The organism is Bradyrhizobium sp. MI1.7 (assembly GCF_055811795.1).
The window spans coordinates 36837-62272 of sequence record NZ_JBVVPO010000005.1 but is presented as its reverse complement, the minus strand read 5'-3'; the positions used below and the strand labels follow the sequence as shown (position 1 = coordinate 62272).

Annotated in this window: 24 protein-coding genes; 7 read left to right on the top strand and 17 right to left on the bottom strand. The window is 64.6% G+C overall.

Annotated elements, in window-relative coordinates; genetic code table 11:
* Positions 1-20: 20 nt before the first annotated feature.
* Genes AC0L3X_RS07585 through AC0L3X_RS07570 form a run of 4 tightly spaced genes read right to left on the bottom strand, consistent with a single transcriptional unit; the run spans position 21 to position 4256 of the window.
* Positions 21-1070 carry an ABC transporter substrate-binding protein gene (locus AC0L3X_RS07585; RefSeq protein ID WP_063986119.1) on the bottom strand — a complete coding sequence of 350 codons (1050 nt, stop codon included), beginning with the start codon at positions 1068-1070 and terminating at the stop codon, positions 21-23.
* Positions 1071-1097: 27 nt separating this feature from the next.
* Positions 1098-2405: an NAD(P)/FAD-dependent oxidoreductase gene (locus AC0L3X_RS07580; protein WP_063986118.1), complete on the bottom strand. Its 1308-nt coding sequence runs from the start codon at positions 2403-2405 to the stop codon at positions 1098-1100.
* A 15-nt stretch (positions 2406-2420) separates the two neighbouring features.
* Positions 2421-3137 (bottom strand): HAD family hydrolase, encoded by a 717-nt coding sequence (locus tag AC0L3X_RS07575; protein ID WP_473316342.1) that lies wholly within the window; start codon positions 3135-3137, stop codon positions 2421-2423.
* A 36-nt stretch (positions 3138-3173) separates the two neighbouring features.
* Positions 3174-4256 (bottom strand): ABC transporter ATP-binding protein, encoded by a 1083-nt coding sequence (locus AC0L3X_RS07570; RefSeq protein ID WP_354131761.1) that lies wholly within the window; start codon positions 4254-4256, stop codon positions 3174-3176.
* A gap of 212 nt (positions 4257-4468) precedes the next feature.
* On the opposite strand from AC0L3X_RS07570, the gene AC0L3X_RS07565 reads away from it, so the two are divergent.
* Positions 4469-5407, top strand: a complete 939-nt coding sequence (locus tag AC0L3X_RS07565; RefSeq protein ID WP_028147133.1) for a LysR family transcriptional regulator — start codon at positions 4469-4471, stop codon at positions 5405-5407.
* A gap of 20 nt (positions 5408-5427) precedes the next feature.
* On the opposite strand, the gene AC0L3X_RS07560 is transcribed toward AC0L3X_RS07565, so the two are convergent.
* From AC0L3X_RS07560 to AC0L3X_RS07530, 7 genes are all read right to left on the bottom strand, one after another.
* Positions 5428-6579 carry an alpha-hydroxy acid oxidase gene (locus tag AC0L3X_RS07560; protein ID WP_063981332.1) on the bottom strand — a complete coding sequence of 384 codons (1152 nt, stop codon included), beginning with the start codon at positions 6577-6579 and terminating at the stop codon, positions 5428-5430.
* 114 nt (positions 6580-6693) lie between these two features.
* Entirely contained in the window at positions 6694-7884 is a 1191-nt protein-coding gene (gene uxuA, locus AC0L3X_RS07555; RefSeq protein ID WP_084794984.1) for a mannonate dehydratase, read from the bottom strand.
* 73 nt (positions 7885-7957) lie between these two features.
* A complete protein-coding gene (locus tag AC0L3X_RS07550; RefSeq protein ID WP_354131762.1) occupies positions 7958-9007 on the bottom strand; it encodes an L-idonate 5-dehydrogenase in 1050 nt (349 codons plus the stop codon).
* Entirely contained in the window at positions 9004-10410 is a 1407-nt protein-coding gene (locus AC0L3X_RS07545) for a TRAP transporter large permease (RefSeq protein ID WP_063981330.1), read from the bottom strand. The genes AC0L3X_RS07550 and AC0L3X_RS07545 overlap by 4 nt, the downstream gene beginning before the upstream one ends.
* 4 nt (positions 10411-10414) lie before the next feature.
* Entirely contained in the window at positions 10415-10993 is a 579-nt protein-coding gene (locus AC0L3X_RS07540; RefSeq protein ID WP_473316341.1) for a TRAP transporter small permease, read from the bottom strand.
* A 233-nt stretch (positions 10994-11226) separates the two neighbouring features.
* Positions 11227-12186, bottom strand: coding sequence for a sialic acid TRAP transporter substrate-binding protein SiaP (locus AC0L3X_RS07535; protein WP_071917185.1), 960 nt, complete (start codon positions 12184-12186; stop codon positions 11227-11229).
* Between the two features lie 89 nt (positions 12187-12275).
* The gene (locus AC0L3X_RS07530) at positions 12276-13085 is read right to left on the bottom strand and encodes a FadR/GntR family transcriptional regulator (protein ID WP_354131763.1); all 810 of its coding nucleotides are present in this window, start codon (positions 13083-13085) and stop codon (positions 12276-12278) included.
* A gap of 146 nt (positions 13086-13231) precedes the next feature.
* Between AC0L3X_RS07530 and AC0L3X_RS07525 the strand changes: the two genes are divergently transcribed.
* Together AC0L3X_RS07525 and AC0L3X_RS07520 are read left to right on the top strand one after the other, a co-directional pair.
* Positions 13232-14716, top strand: coding sequence for a mannitol dehydrogenase family protein (locus tag AC0L3X_RS07525; RefSeq protein WP_063981327.1), 1485 nt, complete (start codon positions 13232-13234; stop codon positions 14714-14716).
* Positions 14717-14814: 98 nt separating this feature from the next.
* Positions 14815-15222: a nuclear transport factor 2 family protein gene (locus AC0L3X_RS07520; RefSeq protein ID WP_014492699.1), complete on the top strand. Its 408-nt coding sequence runs from the start codon at positions 14815-14817 to the stop codon at positions 15220-15222.
* A gap of 24 nt (positions 15223-15246) precedes the next feature.
* Here the strand turns inward: AC0L3X_RS07520 and AC0L3X_RS07515 are convergent, their stop codons facing one another.
* Entirely contained in the window at positions 15247-16002 is a 756-nt protein-coding gene (locus AC0L3X_RS07515; protein ID WP_063981326.1) for an HAD family hydrolase, read from the bottom strand.
* A gap of 143 nt (positions 16003-16145) precedes the next feature.
* Here AC0L3X_RS07515 and AC0L3X_RS07510 point away from each other — a divergent pair, with 143 nt between their 5' ends.
* Both AC0L3X_RS07510 and AC0L3X_RS07505 read left to right on the top strand, forming a co-directional pair.
* Positions 16146-16994, top strand: a complete 849-nt coding sequence (locus tag AC0L3X_RS07510) for an SDR family oxidoreductase (protein ID WP_063981325.1) — start codon at positions 16146-16148, stop codon at positions 16992-16994.
* A gap of 121 nt (positions 16995-17115) precedes the next feature.
* Entirely contained in the window at positions 17116-18384 is a 1269-nt protein-coding gene (locus tag AC0L3X_RS07505; RefSeq protein ID WP_354131764.1) for a serine hydrolase domain-containing protein, read from the top strand.
* A 58-nt stretch (positions 18385-18442) separates the two neighbouring features.
* On the opposite strand, the gene AC0L3X_RS07500 is transcribed toward AC0L3X_RS07505, so the two are convergent.
* Complete coding sequence (locus AC0L3X_RS07500) at positions 18443-19330, bottom strand: dienelactone hydrolase family protein (protein WP_063981323.1); 888 nt, start codon at positions 19328-19330, stop codon at positions 18443-18445.
* Positions 19331-19431: 101 nt separating this feature from the next.
* On the bottom strand, positions 19432-20658 hold the full coding sequence (locus AC0L3X_RS07495) for an MFS transporter (protein WP_245328637.1): 1227 nt from the start codon (positions 20656-20658) through the stop codon (positions 19432-19434).
* A 547-nt stretch (positions 20659-21205) separates the two neighbouring features.
* Here AC0L3X_RS07495 and AC0L3X_RS07490 point away from each other — a divergent pair.
* Complete coding sequence (locus AC0L3X_RS07490) at positions 21206-21787, top strand: MarR family winged helix-turn-helix transcriptional regulator (RefSeq protein WP_028147146.1); 582 nt, start codon at positions 21206-21208, stop codon at positions 21785-21787.
* Positions 21788-21801: 14 nt separating this feature from the next.
* Here the strand turns inward: AC0L3X_RS07490 and AC0L3X_RS07485 are convergent, their stop codons facing one another.
* Positions 21802-22734, bottom strand: coding sequence for a hypothetical protein (locus AC0L3X_RS07485; RefSeq protein ID WP_063981321.1), 933 nt, complete (start codon positions 22732-22734; stop codon positions 21802-21804).
* A gap of 817 nt (positions 22735-23551) precedes the next feature.
* On the opposite strand from AC0L3X_RS07485, the gene AC0L3X_RS07480 reads away from it, so the two are divergent.
* Positions 23552-24322, top strand: coding sequence for a response regulator transcription factor (locus AC0L3X_RS07480; protein WP_028147148.1), 771 nt, complete (start codon positions 23552-23554; stop codon positions 24320-24322).
* Positions 24323-24444: 122 nt separating this feature from the next.
* Here AC0L3X_RS07480 and AC0L3X_RS07475 read toward each other — a convergent pair whose 3' ends face one another.
* Positions 24445-24903 (bottom strand): hypothetical protein, encoded by a 459-nt coding sequence (locus tag AC0L3X_RS07475; RefSeq protein ID WP_014492689.1) that lies wholly within the window; start codon positions 24901-24903, stop codon positions 24445-24447.
* Positions 24900-25412, bottom strand: coding sequence for a hypothetical protein (locus tag AC0L3X_RS07470; RefSeq protein WP_063981320.1), 513 nt, complete (start codon positions 25410-25412; stop codon positions 24900-24902). The genes AC0L3X_RS07475 and AC0L3X_RS07470 overlap by 4 nt, the downstream gene beginning before the upstream one ends.
* Between the last annotated feature and the right edge of the window lie 24 nt (positions 25413-25436).

Sequence of the window (25436 nt, the reverse complement as noted above, 5' to 3'; positions counted from 1 at the left end):
GTCGCCAAGGCTGACCTCGCTTACTTCTGCATGAACGACGCCCAGCGCTTCTCGGCGGCCTCGCCCGCGGGCGAGGACCACCAGGCGTAGGACATCAGCGCCTGCTTAGCCGCGTTCGCCGGCTCGCTCGGCAGCTGCGCGGCACGCTCGGGCTTGATCACGCCGGTCTCGAACGCCTTCGGATTGCCCGGGCCGTAGTCGATGTTGAGCGGCAGATTGGCCTGGTGCACGGGATCGACGGCCTCGTTGACGAATTTGACTGCCGTCTCCAGATTCGGCGCGCCCTTGAGGATGCAGAGCGAGGTGCTCTGAAGGACGCCCTGGTTGTAGGTGAAGGAGACCTTTGCACCCTCCTTGGCCACGGCGCTGACGCGGCCGTTCCACGCCATCTCCATGTCGACCTCGCCGTCGTTGAGCAGCTGCGCCGATTGCGCGCCTGAGGTCCACCACACCGTGATGTGCGGCTTGATCTCCTCCAGCTTCTTGAAGGCGCGGTCGACGTCGAGCGGGTAGAGCTTGTCGGGCGCGACGCCGTCGGCCATCAGCGCGGCCTCGAGCGTGGCGATCGGGTGATTGCGTAGCGCGCGGCGGCCGGGGAATTTCTTGACGTCCCAGAAATCCACCCAGCTGTTCGGCGCGTCCTTCGGAAACGTCTTCTGGCTGTAGGACAGCACGCTGGAATAGAACTCGTATGACACCGAATAGGGACTGCGATAGGCCTCCGGCATCGCCGCGCCGTTTGGAATCTTCGAGAAGTCGAGCTTCTCGATCAGCCCCTGCTCGCCGCCGCGCAGGCAGTTTCCGGTGGGGGTATCGACGACGTCCCAGATCGGCTTGCCGCTGCCGACCTGCGTCTTGATCGCGGGCCAGGCGTCGGGAATGGAGTCCTGGTTGATGGTGATGCCAAGCTTCTTGGCGGAGGGATCGAGGATCGCCACCGTCTGCGCCGCCTGATAGGCGCCGCCCTGCGAGACGAAGGTGATCTGCTCGGCGGCGCTCGCCGCGGTGCCGCTAAACGCGATGGCGCCCAACAGGGCGTAGCCAAATCCAGAATGCCGTTTCGTCATCATCCTCGCCTCCTCCATCACCAAATAATCTCACTGACCGATCGCATCGAGAAACTGGTACCAGCCGGCGACCATGCGCACGGCGGGCTCGCGCAGCGGATAGAACGGGATCGCCTTCATGCGCCTGATATCGAGCAGCCCTACCTCGGGCGTCTCGCCGCGCACGAAGGCGGCGAGATAGCGGCCCATCAGGCTCGACATCGCAACACCCGCGCCGTTGTAGCCCATCGAGACCAGCGTGCGGTCGTCGAGCCGGCCGATATGCGGCACCGAGTCCAGGGTCATGCCGACGAGGCCCGACCATTTGTACGCGAGCGGCACATCGGCGAGATCCGGGAAGATGCCGACCATCGCCTTGCGCAACGCGTCGAAGGCAGCTTGCGAGTCCTGCTTGCCGAAGGCGCCGCGGCCGCCGAAGATGACGCGGTTGTCGACCATGCGGAACCAGCGCATCATGCGCTTGGTCTCGGTGTAGGTGCGCCCCGTCGGCATCAGCTTGCCCGCGAGATTGCGCGGCAGCTGCTCGGTCGCGACCATGGCGCTGCGGAAAGGGATCAGCGTGCGCTGCATGTGCGCGGTCGCGCTGGTGAGATCGGAGTAGCTGTTGGTGGCGATGATCGCCTGCTTCGCGCGCACCGCGCCTTGCGGCGTCTCAGCGACGATGCCGCCATTCTCGCGCCGGAGTTTGACCACCGGCGACTCGTGGAAGATCGGAACGCCACGGCGCGCGACGCCATCGGCGAGCCCGCGCAGATAGTTCAGCGGATGAATGCCGCCGGAGCCGGGATTGAGCACGCCGCCGACAAAGATGTCGGAGCCGGTTTCGTCGCGCACCCCGCGCTTGTCGAGGATGCGGACTTCGGCGGAGCCCATCTCGCGCGTCATCCAGTTGGCTTCGTCGATCGCGGCCTTCAGCGTCGTCTCGTTATGCGCGGCCTTGACCTGGCCCGTGCGTGTCAGCGCCGCGCTGGCGATGCCGAATTCGGACACCAACTCCTCGACCATGTCAGTCGATTCATGCGCGATCTCGTACATGCGCTGCGCCATGGCGCGGCCATGGGTGGCGTCGATCTCGCGGAACGACAGGCGAAATTTTGCGGTGATCACCCCGCCATTGCGACCGCTTGCGCCCCAGCCGGGACGGTTCGCCTCCAGCACGACCGGCGACAGGCCGCTCTTGGCGATGTGGTGCGCCGCGGAGAGGCCCGTGTAGCCTGCACCGATGATCACCACATCCGCCTGTCGCTCGCCCGACAGCACGGGAAACGCGCGCGCCGGCTCCGCCGTGGCTTCCCACAGCGAGTTGGCCGATGGCAATGCGCTCCAGTCCCGTGTCATGCCGCCGCTCATGCCTTACGCCGCCGGTCCGATCGCCGCGTCGGCCAGCGCCTTCAGCGTCGGGAAGTGGAAGTCCGGCTTGGTCAGCGTCTCAACCGCCGGCGTGCCGCCGAAACCGGCGATGCCCTGGCGGCGCTCGATCCAGCACACCTTGTAGCCGAGCTTCCGCGCGATCCCGATGTCGTGGTACTGGCTCTGCGCGACGTGCAGGATGTCGGGCTTCTTGTAGCCGAAGGCGGACTGGCGTCCCTTATTGTAGGCGAAGAACTCCGGGTTCGGCTTGGTAACGCCGGTATCGTCGGCGCAGACGGTATCGTCAAAGGGATTTCCGAGCGCGTGCGCATAGCACGACAGCGCGACCCGGTCAGCATTGGTCATCGCCACCAGCCGGAATTTCGTGCGCAGACGCTTCAGCGCCTCGACCGAATCCGCGAACGGCCCCCAGCGCAGCACCGAAAGCTGGAACACATCGCAGGACGCATCGTCGGAGGGAAGCCCGAGCTCCTTGGCGAGATGGCGATAGACGTGGAACATCGCCTCGCTCGAGCGCTCATAATGCTTGTCGCGGCCGCGCTTATAGGGCTCGAAGATCTGCTCGTCGCTGAGCTCGGCCGGCGACTTGCCGGAGATCTTGCGCACCGCGGAGAGCACGCCGGTCTCGAAATCGATCAAGGTGCCGACGACGTCGAAGGTGAGAACCTTGAAATTGCTGAACGAGGCTGCTGACGACATCTTTGGTTTCTTCTCTCGGTTGAACAGGGCTTGAGTTCAGTCCCCCGCCCTGGGGACAACGATGGTGTCCTCGGGGTGAAGGGTCACGGTGAGGCTGCCGCCGAGCGGCGGGATGCGGCTGTAGGCCTGGTGATAGCTCGGCTGGCGCAGGCTGAGCGCGATGCCATCGGTGAGCGCCAGGAAGATGCGGAGGCTCTCGCCCTGGTAGACGATGTCGGTGACAGTTCCGGTCAGCCGGTTGCAGGCGGCATCCTGCGCGCCGTCGTCGATCAAGAGCTTTTCGCTGTGCACGGCGAGCATCAAGGCATCGCCTGAGGGAATGGCGCGGGCGCTGCGCAAGAGCGCGTTGCCGAGCGCGACGCTGGAGGCATCGACGCGGCGAACCGGCAGCATCGTCGCTTCTCCGATGAAGCTCGCGACGAAGGAATCCGCGGGATGATCGTGCAGCCGCTCGGGTGCGTCGATCTGGATCAGCCGGCCGTCCTTCATCACGGCGACGCGGTCGCTCATGGTCAGCGCCTCGCGCTGGTCGTGGGTGACGTAGATGATGGTGGCGCCGATGCGCCGGTGCAGCGCGCGCAGCTCGATCTGCATGGATTCGCGGAGCTGCTTGTCGAGCGCGGAGAGCGGCTCGTCCATCAGGATCAGGCGCGGCTCGAAGATCATCGCGCGCGCCAGCGCCACGCGCTGGCGCTGGCCGCCGGAGAGCTGCGCGATGCCGCGCTCTTCATAGCCGGCGAGACCGACCATCGCGAGCGCTGCGCGCACCTTGTCGGGCCAGCTCGCTTTCGGCAGGCGCCGTGCGCGCAGGGGAAAGGCGACGTTCTCGCCGACGTTCATATGCGGGAACAGCGCGTAGTTCTGGAACACCACGCCGATGTCGCGCTTGTGCGGCGGCATCCAGGTGACGTCACGGCCGCCGAACAGGATGGTTCCGCTCGACGGCAGGATGAAGCCGCCGAGAATTCCAAGCAGCGTGGTCTTGCCCGAGCCGGAGGGCCCGAGCAGCGAGACGAATTCGCCGGCGCCGACATTGAGCGAAACGTCGTCGAGAGCGCGAACGGGGCCATACGCCTTGCTCGCGGACCTGATCTCGACGCTTTCCGCTCGTTTGTCCAACGATCGACCTCGCCTCGTTCCCTGCAATGGCGTGCCTCACTGCGCGCCATAAGCCTGCTTTATAGACAGGAATTTTGAGCACTCACGGCCGAAGCGTGCACCGCACCAAATCTTCGTTCGCAAGCCCTTTCTTTAGGCTGTGATGCCGATGACACCAGACTTGGCAAAACTCGGCAATTGCCAAATTCTCACCGTGTCCATAACATGGCGTTATGCCCGAGCTACGCCGGATGCTGCCCTCCAGTAACGCCCTGTTCGTCTTCGACGCAGCGGCGCGCAATGGCAGTTTCACGGCGGCAGCAGCCGAGCTCAACGTCACGCAGCCGGCGGTGAGCCGGATGCTCGGACAGTTCGAGGAGCATCTCGGCGTCCGCCTGTTCGACCGCACTGCCGGGCGCGCGGTGCTCACCGAGGAAGGCGAGCTGCTTTATCGCCGCGTGCTCGAAGGCTTTCGCAGCATCGAGACCGGGCTCGTCGAGATCGAACGGCGCCGCAAGGGCACCGAGACGGTGACGCTGTCGGTCTCCTCCGCCTTCACCACGCATTGGCTGATGCCGCGCATCGACAAGCTCCAGAAGCAGTTTCCCGAGGTCGATCTGCGCTTCCAGCTGATCTCCGGCGCGCTGCGCGGACCGGTCGAGAATGTCGACCTCGGCATGCGCTTCCGTGACCGCGACGAGCCGTCGTCCGGCGGCACGCTGGTGATGAAGGAAGTCATGCTGCCGATGTGCAGCCCTGGCTATCTCGGCGAGACCGATCCCGCTGAAGGCAACACCATCATTCGCCTCGCCGAGACGCCGGGCGACTGGGCGGCGGATTACGCCTCGCTTCTCACCGGCCGCCGCGGCGCGGCCAAGGCGCTGAGCTTCACCGACTATGCCGTCGTGATGCAGGCTGCCCTGCTCGGCCAGGGCATCGCGCTCGGCTGGCTGACGGTGGCCTCGCACTGGCTCCTGACCGGCGCGCTGGTGCCGGCCTCCGAGACGCTCACCACCACGCGGCGCATCTGCGAATTCCTGCCGCCGCGCAACCGGCCGATGCGCCCCATCGCCGCCGAGATCCGCGACTGGATCATCGCGCAGATGAAAAGCGAGATCGCCGCGATCGACCGGCTCTATCCGAAGCTCGGCGCGATGGCCGCCTGCTATTGATGCCGAACGATCACGGCGCGCTACCCCGGCCGAAAGCGCAGATTGGCGCGCGATAGCTGGCTGATCGACGTGCATCCCATCAGCTTCATATCGCGCACGAGCTCGGCCCGCAGCAGGCCGAGGGCCCGTTCGACGCCGGGCCGGCCGGCGGCGGCGAGCGGATAGAGATAGTATCGTCCAAGCCCGACCGCCTTGGCCCCGAGCGACAGCGCTTTCAGGATATGGGTTCCGCGCTGGATGCCGCCGTCCATCATCACGTCGATGCGGTCGCCCACGGCATCGACGATTTCGGCGAGTTGATCGAAAGCCGAGCGGGAGCCGTCGAGCTGGCGGCCGCCATGATTGGAAAGGACGATCCCGGCACAGCCGATATCGACGGCGCGGCGCGCGTCTTCCACCGACATGATCCCCTTCAGGCAGAACGGGCCGTTCCAGGTCCGCACCATCTCCGCGACATCGTCCCAGTTCATCGCGGGATCCAGCATTTCCGTGAAGTAGCGACCGATCGACATGGCGCCGCCGCTCATGTCGACATGCTCTTCCAGCTGCGGGAGCCTGAATTTCTCGTGGCTGACATACTGGATGCCCCACATCGGCTTGATCGCGAACTGCAACATGCCCGCAGGTGTCAGGCGGAAGGGAATGCTGAAGCCGGTGCGCAGATCACGCTCGCGATTTCCCCCGGTGATGCTGTCGACCGTCAGCATCATCACCTCGACGCCCGCGTCCCTGGCGCGCTGCATCATGGCGCGGTTGAGACCGCGATCCCTGTGGAAATAGAATTGATAGACCTGTGGCGTGTCGTGGGCCTTGCGCAATTCCTCGAGCGACACCGTGCCCAGCGAGGAGACGCCGAACATGGTGCCGTAGCTCGCCGCAGCAGCGGCGACGGCACGCTCGCCTTCATGATGGAACAGGCGCTGCAAGGCGGTCGGCGAGCAGTAGAACGGCAGCGCGAGCTTCTGGCCCATGATGGTGACCGACAGATCGACGTCCTGCACGCCGCGCAACACGTTGGGCAGAAGGTCGCAATGCTCGAAGCTCGCGCTGTTGCGGCGATGGGTGGTCTCATCGTCGGCCGCGCCATCGATATAGTCGAAGATCGGACCGGGCAGTCGGCGGCGCGCCAGCCGCCGGAAATCGTGGAAGTTATGACACTGTGTCAGGCGCATTTCTCAACTCCGCTCACGGCATGCTCTGCGCGTCGATCATCTTGCCATCGCGCCGCCGATGCTGTCAGCGGTCGCCATCGCGGCGATCTCTCGCCTGATGGCGCCGCCGGTCTCCTATCGATGCTCGATCGCCCTGATCGCGCCGCGGAGCTCGGCGAGGCCGCGCAGGCGTCCGATCGCGGTGTAGCCGGGATTGGTGCGCTTGGTTGCGGCGAGATCGTCGAGCATACGATGGCCGTGGTCGGGACGGAACACGATTCTCTTGTCGGGCGAACGCCGTGCGTTCTCCTTCAACAGCGCCTTCAGCACCGCGACCATGTCGACGTCGCCATCGAGATGATCGGACTCGTAGAATGACAGGCCGTCGGCCTCGCGCTTGGTCGCGCGCAGATGGGCAAACGCAATGCGCGGGCCGAAGCGCTCGGCCATCGCGGGCAGATCGTTCCCGGCGCGCACGCCGAGCGAGCCGGTGCACAGGCAGATGCCGTTCGCCTTGGACGGCACGGCGTCGAACAGCGCCTGATAGTCGTCGGCGGTGGAGGCAATGCGCGGCAGGCCGAACAGCGGACGCGGCGGATCGTCGGGATGCAGCGTCAGGGACACCCCGAGTTGCTCGGCGACCGGCGTGACGCGGCCCAGGAACTCGGCGAGATGCTGCCGCAGGATCTTTGGCGTGATGTCGCGATAGGTCTCCAGCCGGTCGCGGAATTGCGGGATCGTCATCGGCTCGGTGGTCGAGCCCGGCAGCGCGCTGGCGATGACCATGACGAGATAGTCGATATCGGCCTGGCTCATCTGGTCGAACAGCTTTTTGGCGCGCGCCTGCTGTTCGGGCGAATACTCCTGCACGGCGGCGGGACGCTTCAGGATATGCAGCTCGAACGCGGCAAAGCGGTCCTGGTCGAAGCGCATGGCGCGGGCGCCGTTCGGCAGCTCCCACTCCAGATCGGTGCGGCACCAGTCCACCACCGGCATGAAATTGTAGCAGATGATCTTGATGCCGGCCGCCGCCACCGCTTCGAGACTCGCGATCCACGCGTCGATCGAGGCCGTCGCCTTGGCCCCGAGCCGCTTGACGTCGTCGGGGATCGGAATGGACTCCACCACCGACCAAGTCAGTTGCGAGCGGCCGGGCTGGCCGTGCTCGATGAAGTTCTTGCGCTCCTCGACCGCCTTGCGTGTCCAGGCTTCGCCGATCGGCACCTGATGCAGCGCCGAGACGATATCCGTCGCCCCGGCCTGCCTGACATCGTCCAAAGACACCGGATCATCCGGACCGTACCAGCGCCATCCCTCGAGCATCATCGAAATTCTCCTAAAGCGTTTTCGGGCGAAGTGGATACCGGTTCGCGTGAAGAAAACGCGTCAAAACAAAGAATCAGTTCGCGGTCAGCACGACCTTGACGCTCTGCGAGCGGTCCAGTGCCAGCCGCAGCGCGTCCGGCGCGGTCGACAGCGGCCGCTCGGCGGTGACCAGCGACAGCACGTCGACGCTGCCTGCGCCGATCAGTTCCACCGCGGTCATGAACTCGAAGCCGAAGCGGAACGAGCCGCGCAGGTCGATCTCCTTGGCCATCACCGCATTCGACGGCGTCGGAATCTGGCCGCCCGGCAGATTGCCGATCTGCACCACAATGCCGCCGCGCCTGACTATGCCGATCGCGCTGGCAAGGCCCGCGGCGGTGCCCGAGACCTCGAACGCCACATCATAGGGACGCGATGCGGCCTGTGCCTTCAGTCCTTCCTCGCCGGCCGAGACGTTCTCGACATGCGAAGCGCCGAGCCGGGTCGCAAAGGCGAGCGGCGCCGGCGCGATGTCGGCCACCGTGATGTCGGCCATGCCGGCGCGATGTGCGGCGAGCATGGTCAAAAGCCCGATCGGGCCGGCACCGAAGATGATGCCGCGCTTGCCCTCGATGTTGCCGGCGCGCGCGACCGCGTGCAGGCAGACCGCGAGCGGCTCGGCCAGCGCCGCGGCCTGATAAGATACGTGGTCGGGGATCTTGACGCACTGCGCCGGGATCGCGTCGAAATAGTTGGCGAAGCCGCCCTGCATGTGCGGCGTCTTCGACGCCGAGCCCATGAAGTAGATGTTCTCGCAGAGGTTCGGCCGGCCCTCGCGGCAGGCGACGCAATGGCCGCACCAGCGCGACGGATTGACGGCGACACGGTCGCCGACCTTCAGGTTCGCTGCGGAACCTGCGATCTCCACGACTTCGCCCGAGATCTCGTGACCGAGCACGAGCGGCGACTTCACGACGAAATCGCCGGTCCGGGCATGACGGAAATAATGCATGTCGGAGCCGCAGATGCCGCCGGCGCCGAAGCGGATGCGCATCATGCCATCAGCGAGCTTGTCGAGCGGATGCTCGATCATGCGCAGATCTTCGGGGCCGAACAGGGTTGCGGCGAGAGCGGTGGAGGTCATTTGGAGAGTCCCATGTATTTAGGCAGCCAGAGGGTCAGTTCGGGAATGTAGGTGATCGCGATCAGCGCGACCATCAGCGGCACCAGCCAGGGCAGGATCGCGACCGTCGTGCGCTCGACCGAGAGCTTGGCCACGCGGGCGAGCACGAACAGCACCATGCCGAGCGGTGGATGCAACAGGCCGATCATCAGGTTCAGCGTCATGATCAGCCCGAAATGGATCGGATCGATGCCGAGCTTGAGCACGATCGGCAGCAGGATCGGCACCAGGATGGTGATCGCCGCCGTGGTGTCGATGAAGCAGCCGACGAACAGGATCAGGACGTTGGCGAGCGCCAAAAACACCCATTTGTTGTGGGTGATGCTGAGCATCCAGTCCGAAAGCATTTGGGCTGCCTGCGACACCGTCAGCAACCAGGCGAAGATCGAGGCTGCCGTGACGATGAACAGCACCGAGGCCGTGGTCTCGATTGTGTCGAAGGTCGCCTTCGCCACCGTCTTCAAGGTCATGGTACGGTAGCGGACGAGACCGAGGAACAGCGACCAGATCACGGCGGCGACCGCGGCCTCCGTCGGCGTGAACCAGCCGAGCGTCATGCCGCCGATCAGGATGACCGGCGCCATCAGCGCCATTACCGCCGAGAAGTCGAAGTACCAGTCGATCGCGAGCAGCGTGCCGAGGCCGATGACAACGGCCATGTTGGTGGACATGCCGGCCAGCACCATCAGCCAGATCGCGAGCGGGAAAGCCAGCACGATGGCGATCTCGATGCCGGCCGAGCCGAGCTGCGGCCAGGAGAACGGCGTATCGCTGCCCCATTTGTTCTTGTGCGCGAAATAGGTGACGGTGGCCATCATCAGCAGCGTCATGACGATGCCGGGAATGACGCCGCCAAGGAACAGCGCACCGATCGAGACGTTCGCCATCATGCCGTAGATCACGAAGGGCAGCGACGGCGGGATGATCGGCCCGAGCGTGGCTGAGGCCGCGGTGACGCCGACGGAGAACTCGGTGGAATAGCCGTGGTCCTTCATCGCCTTGATCTCGATGGTGCCGAGACCGGCGGCGTCCGCGATCGCCGTGCCCGACATGCCGGAGAAGATCACCGAGCCGATGATGTTGACGTGACCGAGGCCGCCGCGCATCCAGCCGACCAGCGCGACCGCAAATTTGTAGATGCGGCCGGTCACACCGGCGATGTTCATGAGATTGCCGGCCAGGATGAAGAACGGCACCGCGAGCAGCGGAAAGCTCTCGACGCCGGCGATCATGCGCTGCGCCAGCGTGACATCGGGCGTCACGCCGCTGACCAGGATGTAGAGCAGCGACGACGCGGCCATGGCGATCGCCACGGGAACGCCGAGCAGCATCAGGATGAGAAAGCCTCCAAGCAACAGCAACATGGGATTACCCTTCAAAACCGTCGTAGGCGCCGGGACGTTCGAGGATCGAATAACCCTGTCGCAAATGTTGGATGGCCAACTGCACCGAGCGCACGAACATCAGCACGAAGCCGGCCAGCACGGCGTAATAGACGTAGTCCTTGGGCAGGTTGATCGTGGTCATCGATTCATCGCCGATGATCTGGATATAGACCCAGACCAGCTTGATGGCGTAGCCGAAGAACGCGATCCGGATCAGGTCGATCGCCGTCGACAGCGCGCGCGCTACGATGTGCGGCAGATAGCGGTAGATCAGGTCGACCTGGATGTGGCGTGAAAGCCGTACGCACATCGAGGAGCCGATGAAGACCACGCCGATCAGGCAGTAGGTCGCGATCTCCTCGGTCCAGGCATAGCTGTCGTTGAGGACGTAGCGGGTGAAGAACTGGAGGAAGACGGCAAGCGCCATCACCCAGAAGATCACCAGCGCCACCCAGTCCTCGAAAGCGTAGACGCCGAGATCGACCTTCGGCACCGCCTCTTCCTCGAAGGTGTGGGCGATCTCGTCCCCGGTGATCTGCCGGTGCACTTCGACGGTGGACATGGGGTTACTCCTCAACCTCTTAATCGTCATTCCGGGGTGACTCGAAGAGCCGAACCCGGAACGACGACTTAGTTCTACGAACTCCACTCCTCATCCTGAGGAGCTTGCGAAGCAAGCGTCTCGAAGGATGGCCTCGGGCGACGCCTGAGCAACATCCGGGCCTTCATGGTTCGCCCGGCGATGCGAAGCATCGTCCGGAGCGCGCTTCGCGCTCCTCACCATGAGGGTCTCAGTTATTTCACCGCCTGAATGCGTTCCCAGTCGGCCTTGCGATAACCGAAGGTCTCGAACGCAACGTTCTTCAGCACGATGTCGCGGAACTCGTTCTTGTCGACCTCGGTCACGGTCAGTCCCTTCTCCTTGAAGAAGGAAACCAGCTTGGCCTCGTTCTGCTTGATCTCCGCGGTCGCCTTCGCAGCGGCCTCCTGCGCGACGTCGGTGAAGATCTTCTTGTCCTCGTCGCTGAGCTTCTTCCAGAGCGCGCCCGCCACCACCGTGTTGAGGTGGTCGACGATGTGGCCGGTCAGCACGATGTGCTTCTGCACTTCGTAGAACTTCTTGGCCTCGATCGTGGTCAGCGGGTTCTCCTGCGCCTCGACGGTGCCGTTCTGAAGCGCGAGATAGACTTCGGCGAACGCGATCGGCGCGGTGTTGGCGCCGCAGGCGCGCGGCATCGCCAGATAGGCCGGAACGTCGGGCACGCGCATCTTGAGGCCCTTGAGGTCGGCGCAAGTCTTGATCGGCTTGTTCGACGAGGTCTGGCGCACGCCGTAATAGGTCACCGCGACGATGTGGTGGCCGCTCTTGTCCTCATAGCCCTTGGCGAGCTCCTTGAAGATGTCGCTCTTGGTGTAGGCAAGGAGATGGTCGGCGTCGCGGAAGGTGTAGGGATAGTAGGTCACGCCGATCGGCGGGAAGCTCTTGGCCGCGAAGCTCGAGCCGGAGATGATGATGTCGACCGAGCCGAGCGAGAGGCCCTGGTTGATGTCGGCTTCCTTGCCGAGCTGCGACGCCGGATAAACGTCCACGGTATAGCGCCCGTTGGTGCGCTTGCCGATCTCCTGCGCGGCCCAGACCGAGGCGGTGTGGAACGGCTCCGAGGTCTCGTAGACATGGGCCCATTTGAGCTTGGTCTGCGCCATGCCGGGATTGGTCGCCGCGAACATCGCCGCGACCGAAGTCGCCAGCACCATCGTCATCTTCTTCAACACTGACTTATCCTCCACTGACTAAAGTCTGCTTCTTGTTCACCCGCCCCAAAACCGGGACGAGCCGCCCAATCTCATCGTCGCCGCGCGTTGCCGCTTTTGGCCTGCGTCTTCGCGCGTTTTGGTTTTGCCGGTTTCGCCGGCGCGCGCGCGACCCGGCCTCGCTCCGCGGGCGATCCCGCGGCGGTCTCGGCACCAAAGTTCTGCGCAAAGCGCTCCTGCGAGCGCGCCAGATGCTTGCGCATGGCCTCGCGCGCGGCGTCCGGATCATGCGCCGCAATCGCGTCACGCACGGCGCAATGCTCGTCGAGCGCGGTGCGCCAGGTGCCTGGGCTCTCGAAGTAATGCGCAAGCTGCGCGAAATAGGGATTGAGGCGCTGGTCGAACAGCTCGCCGACCACGCGCACCAGCACGGCATTGCCGAGACTGCCGGCGATCGCGACGTGGAAGGCACGGTCGTGCACCATCGAGGCCTCGCCGGGATGCTCGACATTCTCCATGGCGACAAGCGACGCATTGATGCGGGCGATATCGTCCTTGGTCGCCACGCGCGCGGCCTGCTCGGCGAGCGCGCTTTCGAGGAATTCGCGGGCGCGCAAGAGCTCGAACGGGCCTTCGATGCCGGCGGCCGGAAGCGCAGGCGCGGCGTCCGCTGGCTCGGTCACATAGATGCCGGAGCCGACGCGAATGCGGACGCGGCCCTCGACCTCGAGCGCGATCAGGGCTTCGCGCACCGTCGGCCGCGAGATCTTGAGCTGCTCGGCGAGTTCCCGTTCGGTCGGCAAGCGGCTGCCGACCGCGTACTCGCCGCTGTCGATCAGGCTTCGCAATTGATCGGCGACCTGGCGGTAAAGCCGTCTCGCCTCCACAGCTTCCAGCGGCACGCTGGCCTCCCCGAAAGGGTCTCGCTGGGAAGCATCGCGTCCCGGCGGCCCGCCAATTTTGGAAAATTGGTCTTACCAATTGACCGAAGCATTGACCGAGGACAGGCGCCATGTCAAGCAGCGGCCAAACACAGGGAGAGACGACCATGCGCCATAGTTCAACGCGTCTTGGCCGCGCCAATCTCGACCGGCTGGCGCCCGCCATCCGCCGGCCGGCCTATGACCGCTCGCGCGTTACGCCCGGCATCGTGCATCTGGGCCTGGGCGCATTTCATCGCGCGCACCAGGCCGTCGTCATCGACGACTGCCTGGCCGCAGGCAACTCCTCCTGGGGTATCGTCGGCGCGAGCCTGCGCAGCCCGGATACGCGCGACGCCCTCGCCCCGCAGGATCATCTCTACACTGTCGCCGTACGTGCCGCCGAAGGCACCGAGCACCGCGTCATCGGCGCGCTGCTCGACAGCGTCGTCGCGCGCGAGAAGCCGGCAGCACTGGTCGATCGGATGGCCGATCCCGCCATTCGCATCGTCTCGCTGACGGTCACCGAAAAGGGCTATTGCCACACGCCGCAGACCGGCGATCTCGACGAGCGGCATCCGGATGTCGTGCACGATCTCAACAATTTTGACGCGCCGCGCTCGGCGCCCGGCTTCATCGTGGCCGCACTGGCGCGCCGGCGTGCACAGGGGCTGGCGCCCTTCACCGTACTCTGCTGCGACAATCTCGCCGCCAACGGCCACACCGTGCAGCGGATCGTGACGCAGTTCGCCGCGCTCCGCTCGAAGGACCTCGGCAAATGGATCGCCGATAGTACTGCCTTCCCGTCGACCATGGTCGACCGCATCGTGCCGGAGACGACGGACGCCGACCGGGATGCGATCTCGAACGCGCTCGGCATGCGCGACGCCTGGCCTGTGATGACCGAGCCGTTCACGCAATGGGTGGTCGAGGACCGCTTCACGGCGGGGCGGCCCGATTTGGCCGCCGCCGGTGTCGAGCTCGTCACCGACGTCAAGCCGTTCGAGCTGATGAAGCTGCGACTGCTCAACGCCAGCCATTCGGCGCTGGCCTATCTCGGCTATCTCGCGGGCTACGAGACCATCGCCGACACCATGCTGGATCCGCATTTCGCCCGTCTCGCCGCGCAGGTGATGGAAGAGGCCGCGGTGACGCTGACGATGCCTGTTGGCACCGATCTCGCCGCCTATCGCGCCTCGCTGCTCAAGCGCTTCGCCAACCCGGCGCTGCATCACCGTACCTGGCAGATCGCGATGGACGGCTCGCAGAAGCTTCCGCAGCGCCTGCTCGGCGCGATGCAGGATCGCCTGCGCAAAGACCTGCCGATCGCGACGCATGCGCTCGCTGTGGCCGGCTGGATGCGTTACGTCACCGCACGCGACGAGCAGGGCCGCGCCATCGACGTTCGCGATCCGCTCGCCGCCGAGTTCGCCGCGCTGGCGCGCGAGGCGGGTCCCGTCGCCGAACGGCTCGCGCCCGCATTGCTCGGGGTCGAGAAAGTGTTCGGACCGCTGGGCACCGAGCCGCGCCTGCGCGAGGCCGTGACCACGGCGCTCGGCCGTCTTTATAAGGATGGTGCGCGGCGAGCGGTGGAGACATCTGTCTCGGCGTGACCACAAAGCAGGCAATGCTGCACTGCGGTCCAAATCGAACGCAAAGTCGGACGGAAGTCGCGCTTGATTTTTGCCTGCCATTGCCCCACCCGAGAGGCATGGCAAAGGACAATAAGGTCATCGCCGCGAACGCGGCCTTCTACGCCGCCTTTTCAACGGGCGACTTCGACGAAATGGAGCGGATGTGGGCGGATGACGACGCCATTTCCTGCATCCATCCCGGCTGGCCGGCCATCATCGGCCGGGCGACGGTGATCGGCAGCTGGCGCGACATCCTGCAAAATCCGGAGCGGCCGCAGATCGTCTGCGCCGAACCGCAGGCGATCGTCGACGGCGACAGCGCGCGCGTGCTCTGCATCGAGATCGTCGACGGCACCGCTTTGGCCGCGGCCAACCATTTTCGGCGTGTCGGCGACGGCTGGCGGCTGGTGCACCACCAGTCGAGCCCGATCGCGCAGATTGTCGAGCAGGCTGAAGACGATAGAACGAGCCACCGCGTCCACTGACCGCGGCGGGCCGGCCGGCGCTTTCTACTGTGCATGGGGTTGTTTTTCAGTTTTTTGTCTTGAGCCCCCAAGTTCCGACAAATCGTCCAGCACGACCTGCGCCGCACTGAAATCATCGTCCCGAAAGAACATGCTCCTGGTGATGAGCACCGGAATGTTCGCCCGCGAGGCCGCGATCAGGCCGTTGCGGGAATCCTCGATCGCGACGCAGTCGGCTGCGCCCAGCTTCAGCCGCGCCAGGGTTTCCAGATAGACATCGGGGGCCGGCTTCTTGTGGCGGACATCGTCGCCTGCGACGACCGCATCAAAATCTGCCGCCCAGCGCGTTCCCAACGCTTGCGACAGCAGCGCATCGATATTGCCGTGCGAGGTGGTGGTCGCGATCGCGAGCCGTTGGCCACGGGCCCTCGCGGCGGTGAGCAGGTCCGCCACACCGGGCCTCAAGGGGCAGCAGCCGGTTTCGATCAGCTCGGCGTAATGCGCGGTCTTGATGCGGTGAAGGGCTGCGATATCGGCATCCGGCAATGGCGGCGCGACCTGCAGCCTCGCGTGAAAGGCGCGCATGCGCTCCTTGCCGCCGGTGACACGCAGCAGCTCCTTGTAGACGGCCCGGTCCCACTGCCAGTCGAGGCCGTGACGGACGAAGGCATGGTTGAAGGCCCGCCGATGCAGCTCCTCGGTTTCGGCCAGCGTGCCGTCGACATCGAAGATCAGCGCGGCGGCGCGCCCGATCAACTCCGCGGCACCGCATGGCACTGCGGCCGGCGCTTCTGCCTGCATGACCGACACCTCCCTCCTGACAAGCGAGCATCGCGTGCCCTGGCGGCCGAGTAAAATTGCAATATCTTTTGCCGGACCCAAAAATCCCTTATGAGCGAACGGCGCGCAGTTCGCGCGAGCGGGAACTCCAGCACGGCAGGCGCATGCGGCTCTTCATCCTCGGCCTCGGCTACAGTGCCCGGCATTTCGTCGGCCAATTCGGCGGCGCCTTCTCGCATATCGCCGGCACCGTGCGCGATCCCGGCAAGCGAAACGACCTTGCCGATATCGAGGTGCACACCTTTTCCGGCAGCAGTCCGGCCCGCGAGGTGGTCGAGCGAGTCCGCGACGCCGATGTCCTTCTCATATCGATCCCGCCCGGCAGCGCGGGCGACCCCGCAGTTACGGCCCTTGGCGACGCGCTCGCGAGCCGGCGGCGGAAGATCGTCTATCTCTCCACCATCGGCGTCTATGGCGATCACGCAGGCCGCTGGGTTGACGAGAGCACGCCGCCGCAGGCCACCCTCGACCGCACGCGCACGCGCGTTGCGGCGGAGCAAGCCTGGACCGCCACGGCGCGCGGCGACGTCGCGATCCTGCGGCTTGCGGGCATCTACGGTCCCGGCCGCAACGCGCTGGTGACGCTGCGGGCGGGGACGGCCCGGCGCATCATCAAGCCGGGACAGGTCTTCAACCGCATCCACGCCGACGACATCGCGACCGCGATCATGGCCGCGGTGAAGCACAGTGACGGCGGCACATGGAACGTCTGCGACGACGAGCCGGCGCCGCCGCAGGAGGTGATCGCTTATGCGGCGAAGCTGATGGGCCTTGCGCCGCCGCCCGAAGAGCCGTTTGAAACCGCCGAGATGTCGGCGATGGCCCGCAGCTTCTATGCCAGCAGTGCCCGGGTCTCCAACGCGAAACTGAAGCACGAGCTCGGTGTCACGCTTGCTCATCCGACCTATCGGCATGGCCTGGATGCATTGTGGCGCACCGGGCAAGGGCGATAGGTTCCGGTTATCTCCGACGCGTCCCAGACATGCCCCGCCCGCGCTTGACTTCGCTCAGGCGCAGCCGTGATCTAGCCGCTCGGCGAGCCACCACAGAACGAGCTCGCCTTGGGAGGATGCAATGAACAAGACGATCGCCATGATCGCGACGGCGGCTGCCGTCATCACGTTCGGTGCGGCGCGCGCCGCACCACTGCCCGAAGCCAGCCCTGATGACGCCGGTTTCTCGAAGCAGGGTCTCGCGCGGCTCGACAGCTTTTTCGCGCGCGAGATCGCCGCCAAGCGCGTCCCCGGCGCCGTCGTCGCGGTGGCGCGGGACGGCAAGCTCGTGCACTACAAGGCTTACGGCATGCTCGATCCGGACAAGGGCACGCCGATGCCGGTCGACGCGATCTTCGCGCTGGCCTCGATGACCAAGCCGATGGCGGCGGTCGCCGGCCTGACGCTGATGGAGAAAGGCCAGTTGCCGCTCCAGGCGAAGCTGTCCGACTACTATCCAGGCTTTGCCGACATGAAGGTCGGCGCGACCGAGGCCAATGGCTCGCTCAAGCTCGAACCGCAGGCCTCCCCGATCTTCATCCACGATCTCTACCGGCATACGTCCGGATTGATGTATGGCGGCCGCCCCGACTCATCAAGCCCGGTGGCGCGGCAATACCCCGATGGCGTCGCCCCGGCGGTGGAAGGCGACACTGAGGCCTTCATCGACCGCATCACAAAACTGCCGCTGGCGCATCAGCCCTCGACCGAGTTCGAATACGGTTTTTCGATCGACGTGCTCGGCGCCGTCGTCGAGAAGGTCAGCGAGCAGAGGCTCGGCGACTATCTCGCCGCCAATGTGTGGCAGCCGCTCGGCATGAAGGACGCGACCTTCCACCCGACCGACGCACAGCGCCCTCGCCTCGCCCGCCCGTTTGCCAATGATCCGCTGACCGGCAAGCCGCAGGCCATCAAGCTGCTGGACACTCCGACCAAGTTCGACTGCGGCGGCGCCTGCTCGTTCGCGACGATGGGCGATTACATCCGCTTCGGCCAGATGCTCCTGAACGGCGGCGAGCTCGACGGCCAGCGCATTCTTTCCCCGAAGACCGTGCATCACATGACGAACAACCACCTCGGTCCCGAGATCAAGAACAATGTGGCGAACATCGAGCCGCATCGCGCCGGCTTCGGCTTTGGTCTCGCGGTCGCGGTCCGGACCAGCGAAGGGCTGTCGTCGGTTCCCGGCAATCCCGGCGAGTTCACCTGGAACGGCGCCTACGGGACGCAGTTCTTCTGCGATCCCAAGGAGCGTCTCGTCGTGGTGGTGGGAACGGCGGCGCCGGGCGAGCTCAGGAAATACTATCGCGAGCAGGTGCAGGACATCGTCTATGGCGCGATGGTGAAGTAAGACCGGCGCGCTGGAATAGAAAGGGCGGCCGCTCAGGCCGCCCTTTGCGAATCTGGCGTCAGCTCAACACGCCGTACCTCTTGAACCAGGCCTGGGCCTGCTTCCAGGCGTCTTCCGCCGCATCCTTGCGATAGCTGCCGCGATAGTCGGCATGGAAGCCGTGCGGCGCCTGCGGATAGATCTTGAATTCGGCGATCTTCTTGTCCTGCTCAAGCGTCGCCTTGAACTGCTCGACCTGGGCCACGGGAATGCCGGTATCGGCGCCGCCATAGAGGCCGAGCACCGGCGCCTTCATCTCGGGGGCGAGCTGAATCGGACTCTTCGGCCACACCGGATTGGCGGGATCGACCGGCGCACCGTAGAACGCGACACCGGCCTTGAGGGTGCCACTGTGGGCAGCGTATTCCCAGACATTGCGGCCACCCCGGCAGAAGCCGATGATGCCTAGCTTCGTGGTGTCGCCGCCTTGCGATCCCGCCCACGCCACCGTCGCATCGAGATCGGACAGCAGCTCGGCGTCCGGCTTGGCATTGACGACCGGCAGCAGATCCTTGATGTCGGTGACCTTGGTGAGATCGACACCCTTGCGGAAATAATAGTCGGGCGCGACCGCGAAGGCGCCGAGCTTGGCGAGGCGCCGTGTCACATCCTTGATGTATTCGTGCAGGCCGAAAATCTCCATCGCCACGATGATCACCGGCGCCTTGGTGTTGCCGGCCGGGCGCGCGAAATAGGCAGGCATCTCTTCGGAGCCGACCTTGATCCTGGTGTCGCCAGCCTGGAGGCCGCCGGTATCTGTCGTGATGATTTCGGCACGGACCGGACCGGCCGCAAGCGTGTAGCCGGCAGCGACGGCCGCGGTGGCGCTCATGAATCCGCGGCGCGAGACCGGCGCGACTTTCGTCAGCCCGACGACGTCGGATGTCATGGTGGTTTCGAAGCTCATCGGTCGATCCTTCCTGATGCTGGGCCCTGATTCCTCAGGCGGCGCATTCGCCGATAATTGCCGGCGAAACGCAAATCACCAGCCTGCGAGCATGTTCGCGTTCAGGCCAAGCCCTGACGTCTTTTCACCGGCGCCGTTTCGGGCATCAGGCTCATTGCGACAAGTCCGACGATCGCCGCAAGCAGGAGGTACCAGGCCGGTGCCAGCGGATTGCCGGTGACGTGGAGGAGCCAGGTGACCACGAGCTGCGCCGTACCTCCGAAGCTCGCGATCGCCACCGCGTAGACGGTCGCGAACACGCCTCCGCGGATGTTCTGGGGCAGCGCTTCGGTGAAGGTCGCATAGAACGCGGTGAACGGCAGCGAGCCGATGATCGATAGCACACCGAAGCCGATCAGGAGCGACAGCGCGCCCGGTGCATGGACGATCCACAGGAAGGTCGGATAGGTGAGCAGGAGGGTTGCGAGCTGCGGCCAGATCATGATCGGCTTACGGCCGAGACGATCGGCGAGCCATCCGCCGACCAGTGCGCCGACGAACTGAATGCCGTTGCTGACGAGCGACACGGCGAAAGCCAGCGTCGACGACACGTGCAGGGTATTCTGCGCATAAGTCGTCATGTATTGCGTGACATAGGTCGAGATCGTTCCGCTGGCCAGGATCATCAACGCCAGCGCGATGATGCCGAGGTGACGCCGGGCCTGCGAGAGGTGACCTGTGCGCTCTTTCGCTGCGACACCGGCATCGGCATGCGGAATCGTCTCGGGCAGTGTCCGCCGCATCCAGAGCCCGAACGGCAGGCAGACGGCCCCGATCAGGAACGCCACCCGCCAGCCGTAGGAGTCCAGCATCTCCGGCGCCATGGTCGTGCTCAGGATGACGCCGACCAGCGCGCCGGCGGTCGCCGCGATCTCCTGGCTCGCCGGCTGCCATGCCACGACCAGCGCCCGATGCTCGAGCGGGGCAATCTCGAGAAGATAGGCGGTGGTCGGTCCGACCTCGCCGCCGAGGGCGAAGCCCTGCACCATGCGCGCCGCAATCACGATGATGGGCGCGGCGACGCCGATCATGCGATAGGACGGCGTGAGCGCGATGGTCAGGATAGCAGCTCCCATCAACGCAAAGCTCAGCAGCATGGCGGGCCGCCGGCCGATCCGGTCGGAATAGATGCCGAGCACGATCCCGCCGATCGGCCGCGTCACGAAGCCGGCCCCGAACGTCGCCAGCGACAGCATCAGGCTGCCGTACTCGCTTCCGGTCGGGAAGAAGGTATGGCCGATCTGGATGGCGAAGAAGCTGTAGGTAATGAAGTCGTAGAATTCGAGCATGTTGCCGATGGTGGCTGCGAATGCTGCTCGTTTGACGTTGAACGGCGCCGCTTGCTCAATTCCCAACGACACTTTGACTTCCCTGGATTCGCTCGTTTGCCAGACTTAACCGTCCGGCTGCATTGCGTCGCAACATCCATTAACCGAAAGAGAGGGTTCTCTCCCGGCCAGCCACATCGCCAGGCGTTGCCGGTGATGCGCCCTTTTGCGTATTCGAAACTCCAGGCCGCAACAAATGGGCCTCGCAGTGGCGACAATGACACATCATGTTGCTCAGGCGTCGCACATCACCGTCAATTCACGTGCAAGCTCTCGTGATTTGATTGAAATTTTCAGAAGAGTTGAGCCGTGCGATTTACTCGAACTTTCTGTGTGACGCTCTAGTTCCACGGCCGGAAGTTCCATCTGCACAACGGATGCAACTTCCCGAGCGCGGTCCCTCCATCCGGCAACGGACGAAGAATCGCCCGAGAACTTTCATTCTCGTCCACCCAGATTGCGCTACCAAAGGCTCAATTGAATAAAGCTTGTCCGACCTGGAACTGAAATGATTTTAGCTCGCGAAGCGATTGAATTGTTGGGACAGATGGCCCGCATCCTGTGGTTCGAAGGCACCAAGCATGGCTTGCGCGACCGCGAATGGATGGCCCTGCGCTTTCTCTCCCGCGCCAACCGTTTCTCGCGGACGCCCTCGGCGCTCGCGAGCTACGTCGGCACCACGCGCGGCACCGCCTCTTTCATCATCGGCGAACTCGAGCGGCTCGGATATCTGGAGCGAAAGCGCTCCGCGACGGACAAGCGATCGGTGACGCTGAGCGTGACGCAGCAGGGCAAGAAGTTCCTGGTGCGCGACCCCATCAGCGTTCTCCTCGAGCCGATCGCCGTCCTCGACGACGAGGCCAAGATCCGCTTTCGCGACACGCTCCGGCACGTGCTCGATCAGGCGGACGCGGCCGAGCAGCGGCACCATACCGACGTCTGCAAGCGATGCATCTTCCTGCGCGAAGATCGCACCGCCACGGACGGCAAGCCCGGCGCCGCCGAGTTCAGCTGCCGCCTGTTTCGCGCGCCGATCGCCGAGGCGGAGATCGATCTGCTATGCACCAGCTTCGAGCATCATCGCCAATAGGAGGCGGCCCTCGATCACGGCGTCGCCTTGCGTGACGAGTAGATGACGCCGCCGCTGGACTCCACGACCAGACGGCCGTTCTCGTTCTTGATCTCTTCGATGCGGCCAAGCCCGGGTACCTGCTGTCCAAGCACGGCCTCGATGACGCCGTTCGGACCTTGCAGGATCGCAATTCCCTCATAGGCCTGGCGGACCGACCAGCCCTTGACCACCTTGCGCGGCGCCGACGGAGGAACCGAACCCGTGATCTCGGGCGCGGCAACCGAGGCCATCATCGGCATCGTCTGCGAGGGCGGCTGCGAGGCGACGGCCGCCGGCGCCGGCGCTTGCGCCTGAGCCTGGGCGAGCTTGTCCAGCTTCACCGTCGAGGACGAACTCACCCGCTCGATACGGTCCAGATTCTCGGCGAACCTGCCGAAGCGATCGTTGGTCGCCTTGCTCGACTGATCGACCGCGGTGCGCAGGCCGTCGAGATTTTCGGACACGCCCGACACCTGCTTGCGCAGCAGCGCGACAGTCTCGCGCAGATTCCTGATCTCCGTATTGGCGGCCACGTTGCTTTGGGCCGGCTGCGTGGTGAGATAGGCGATCACGCCGGTGCAGGCGCAGACCACCAGGATCGCAGCGACCGCCAGTGTTGCGAGCGGCGCGACCCATGTCGGACGCGGCGGCGGCGGCTTGGCCACGATCACGGCCGGCTTCATCACGGTCGGCGCAGGCTTCGGTATCGCCATCTTGTCGAGGCGCGCCTTGGCGCGAATACGCTTCAGCCCCTCGAGCGCCTCTTTCGCCAGGGTCTCGTCGTTCGCCGCAGCCGACACACGCTTCGCGCTTGCAGCGGGCTTGGCCGTCTGTGTCGTGTTTGTATCGCGCGCATCCGGAGCCGGCTTCGCCGCCGCGGAAACATCAGCGGTCGCGTTGGGACGAGCTTGTCCATCGGACAACATGTGAAAATGCTCCGTTCGGTTCGATCTATCGAACGGTGAAGTTATTTGCCGAAGCTTGCCTGAAACGTGCGCAGCGAAAACTTTTCATCGCGCCCGATGCGACGTCGCATGAGTCAAAAGCGTCATGGACGTGGCGAGAGTGCGACTCGAAAGACACACACTCGCCAAGATTTCGCCAAGCTGGAGTCGCCGCGCCATACATGAGTCGAATTGTCGCATGGGGAAACACCAGCAGGAGAGTCAATCCCGGGTTGAAAACCCCATTGTGCGCATGACCTGCAGCACCGCGCAAAATAGCTGTGATTACGCGGGGATGCGGAACTTTAGAAACGCTACGGTGCAAAACTAGTTCGATTACCAAATCAACTGATGCGATCGAACATACAAAGAAACAACCAGAAACGAATCAACAGCATCAAACACGCATAGCAACCGCTTTGCTGCGCGCGCTTGATCGGAAATCGGCAATTGTTACGGTCCTACTCAAGTGATTCTCGCCAGTTGGCGAGGAGATCGACACAGTTCAGGTGCGTTCGGACGCAATCGGCAAGTTGGCGCAACTGTTCTAGGTCTGTCTCAATCCGCTCCGCGAGGTGATCCGTAAGACACCCGCCGAGCCTCACGCAGTAAGCGTTCAGTATCGAGTCGAAGTAGCAGGCCTGCACACGCAGGCACTGAATGCGTAGGGCTGCCCGCGAATATCGAAACCATAACAACGGTTCGCGGGATGGAAATATCGTCAAACAGCATGGTTGCCGAGCCGGGCATCACAACAACCATCCGGCAGCAACAAGTGCGAAACAGGGGCGAAAGACTAATGTATATTATCGTTGATGATCGCGAGAGCGTCACGAACAGCTACGTTGGAGGGCTCGTTCGCGAAGGTGTATCGTCGATCGGCTTCTCCTCCGGAGAATTCTGGGACTGGCTGCAATCTGCGAGCGAACCGGATCTGGCGGCGGTCGACGCCTTTCTCCTCGGGGACTGCGATGCCCGCGGAAGCCTGCCGCGGGCGATGCGCAAGCGCTCCTCGGCGCCCATCATCGCCATGAGCGGCCAGAAGATGCTCAAGAACACGCTTGAGCTGTTCGAATCGGGCGTCGACGACGTCGTCCACGTGCCGATTCACCTGCGCGAGATCCTCGCCCGAACGGCCGCAATCGCGCGCCGCCGGGTGGGCGAGCTGCCGAGGCCCTGCGAGACCAGGATCCAGGTCTTCTTCAACGGACGTGACCCCGAGATCGCGGGCCACGCTCTCACCCTGCCCCGCCGCGAGCTGCGCATTCTCGAGTATATGGTCAGCAACCACGGCAAGTGGATCACCAAGACGCAGATCTTCAACGCGGTCTACGGCATCTTCGAGTCGACCTTCGACGAGAGCGTGATCGAGAGCCACGTCAGCAAGCTGCGCAAGAAACTCCGCGACCGCCTCGGCTTCGACGCGATCGTGGCCCGGCGCTACGTCGGATACCGCCTCAACATCCCTGCCGGCGAGACCATCGACGTGCCGATGCAGGAACTCGACGAGGTCGGGATCCTCCTGAACAGGGCACATGCCGCCCCGGCGGCGTACCCGGCCGGAAACTAACGCGGCAGGGCACCGCCACGAAAACGACAACGGCCTCTGCGGAGTACCCTTCGCAGAGGCCGTTGCACTTTCAGCGGCAGGGATGGCGGAACAGCGGCCTCGCGATGCCGGCGCCGCGACAGCTACGGCTTCTGCTGGAATTCTTCCTTCGAAACATAGTTGAAGTCCTCGACCAGGACGTCCTGGACGACGTCGGCCTGCATCCGCTCGTTGACACGCTGCTTGATGGCCGTCGTGAGGATGGAAAGGTCGTAACGGGCGAGCTTCCTGAAATCGAGGCGGTCGTCGGCATAGATCCTGCGGAAGGCCTCGTCGACGACGAACGGCTCCGGCGGGACGTTGAGCTGGTGCATGATCCGCGCTTCAACGGTGTAGACGAAGCGCGCCACGATGTAGCCCTGCACGCTGCCGCCCTCGACCATTGGCACGCTCAGCGCCCGCGTCTTCTGGTATTGAAGGCCGTCGAGATATTCGTCCTTCGCCGGCAGCAGGCTGCCGTTTTCCTTCCAATAGGCCACGGCATAGCTCGTGCCCGCGGTGAGGATGCATACCCAGAGCCCGGCCAGCACGAGTCTGATCATTTTCCGTCCTGTGCTGTGCGGCCGGTATAGGTGCCGTCCGACTCGGCTTCCTTGATCGCCTTGACGATGATGGCCGCGACCTCACGCACCGCATCGTAATGCATTTCGAGGATGGAACGGTTTCGCTCGAGCTTCTCGCGCAACCGCTGGATCTCCTCGGTGATCTCGACCTCGTTGCCGAGATGCATCCGAGCCCGCATCAAGCGGACGAATTCGAGCATGCTCCGGCTCTTCCGGGCACTGAAGTCGTCGAAATCGATCTTCTTGCCCGTCGAGAGCGCGACCGTCTCCTCCTCGACGATGTTCTCGAGCCGGCGGATCGCAGACAGCAGGCCACGCACCTCGTCCGATCTCGCCGCGTCGGTGCCGTCGTTCACCACGTCACCGCCGAGATTCGGCAGCAGCGCAGGCAAGAACGCATCGCCTTCTGCCGCTTCCAGCGTCATCGCCTCGGCGTCCACGACCGGCTGCTCCACCACCAGGACCGCCGCACCTTCTTGTGCTTGCATAGGAAATTCACCCCTCAACTTCTG

What these genes read in the sequence shown, in the direction of transcription:
- AC0L3X_RS07585 (WP_063986119.1), bottom strand. Translation starts at nt 1,070, where the DNA reads ATGATGACGAAACGGCATTCTGGATTTGGCTACGCCCTGTTGGGCGCC.
- AC0L3X_RS07580 (WP_063986118.1), bottom strand. Translation starts at nt 2,405, where the DNA reads ATGACACGGGACTGGAGCGCATTGCCATCGGCCAACTCGCTGTGGGAA.
- AC0L3X_RS07575 (WP_473316342.1), bottom strand. Translation starts at nt 3,137, where the DNA reads ATGTCGTCAGCAGCCTCGTTCAGCAATTTCAAGGTTCTCACCTTCGAC.
- AC0L3X_RS07565 (WP_028147133.1), top strand. Translation starts at nt 4,469, where the DNA reads ATGCCCGAGCTACGCCGGATGCTGCCCTCCAGTAACGCCCTGTTCGTC.
- AC0L3X_RS07560 (WP_063981332.1), bottom strand. Translation starts at nt 6,579, where the DNA reads ATGCGCCTGACACAGTGTCATAACTTCCACGATTTCCGGCGGCTGGCG.
- uxuA (WP_084794984.1), bottom strand. Translation starts at nt 7,884, where the DNA reads ATGATGCTCGAGGGATGGCGCTGGTACGGTCCGGATGATCCGGTGTCT.
- AC0L3X_RS07550 (WP_354131762.1), bottom strand. Translation starts at nt 9,007, where the DNA reads ATGACCTCCACCGCTCTCGCCGCAACCCTGTTCGGCCCCGAAGATCTG.
- AC0L3X_RS07545 (WP_063981330.1), bottom strand. Translation starts at nt 10,410, where the DNA reads ATGTTGCTGTTGCTTGGAGGCTTTCTCATCCTGATGCTGCTCGGCGTT.
- AC0L3X_RS07540 (WP_473316341.1), bottom strand. Translation starts at nt 10,993, where the DNA reads ATGTCCACCGTCGAAGTGCACCGGCAGATCACCGGGGACGAGATCGCC.
- AC0L3X_RS07535 (WP_071917185.1), bottom strand. Translation starts at nt 12,186, where the DNA reads ATGGTGCTGGCGACTTCGGTCGCGGCGATGTTCGCGGCGACCAATCCC.
- AC0L3X_RS07525 (WP_063981327.1), top strand. Translation starts at nt 13,232, where the DNA reads ATGCGCCATAGTTCAACGCGTCTTGGCCGCGCCAATCTCGACCGGCTG.
- AC0L3X_RS07520 (WP_014492699.1), top strand. Translation starts at nt 14,815, where the DNA reads ATGGCAAAGGACAATAAGGTCATCGCCGCGAACGCGGCCTTCTACGCC.
- AC0L3X_RS07515 (WP_063981326.1), bottom strand. Translation starts at nt 16,002, where the DNA reads ATGCAGGCAGAAGCGCCGGCCGCAGTGCCATGCGGTGCCGCGGAGTTG.
- AC0L3X_RS07510 (WP_063981325.1), top strand. Translation starts at nt 16,146, where the DNA reads ATGCGGCTCTTCATCCTCGGCCTCGGCTACAGTGCCCGGCATTTCGTC.
- AC0L3X_RS07505 (WP_354131764.1), top strand. Translation starts at nt 17,116, where the DNA reads ATGAACAAGACGATCGCCATGATCGCGACGGCGGCTGCCGTCATCACG.
- AC0L3X_RS07500 (WP_063981323.1), bottom strand. Translation starts at nt 19,330, where the DNA reads ATGAGCTTCGAAACCACCATGACATCCGACGTCGTCGGGCTGACGAAA.
- AC0L3X_RS07495 (WP_245328637.1), bottom strand. Translation starts at nt 20,658, where the DNA reads ATGCTCGAATTCTACGACTTCATTACCTACAGCTTCTTCGCCATCCAG.
- AC0L3X_RS07490 (WP_028147146.1), top strand. Translation starts at nt 21,206, where the DNA reads ATGATTTTAGCTCGCGAAGCGATTGAATTGTTGGGACAGATGGCCCGC.
- AC0L3X_RS07485 (WP_063981321.1), bottom strand. Translation starts at nt 22,734, where the DNA reads ATGTTGTCCGATGGACAAGCTCGTCCCAACGCGACCGCTGATGTTTCC.
- AC0L3X_RS07480 (WP_028147148.1), top strand. Translation starts at nt 23,552, where the DNA reads ATGTATATTATCGTTGATGATCGCGAGAGCGTCACGAACAGCTACGTT.
- AC0L3X_RS07475 (WP_014492689.1), bottom strand. Translation starts at nt 24,903, where the DNA reads ATGATCAGACTCGTGCTGGCCGGGCTCTGGGTATGCATCCTCACCGCG.
- AC0L3X_RS07470 (WP_063981320.1), bottom strand. Translation starts at nt 25,412, where the DNA reads ATGCAAGCACAAGAAGGTGCGGCGGTCCTGGTGGTGGAGCAGCCGGTC.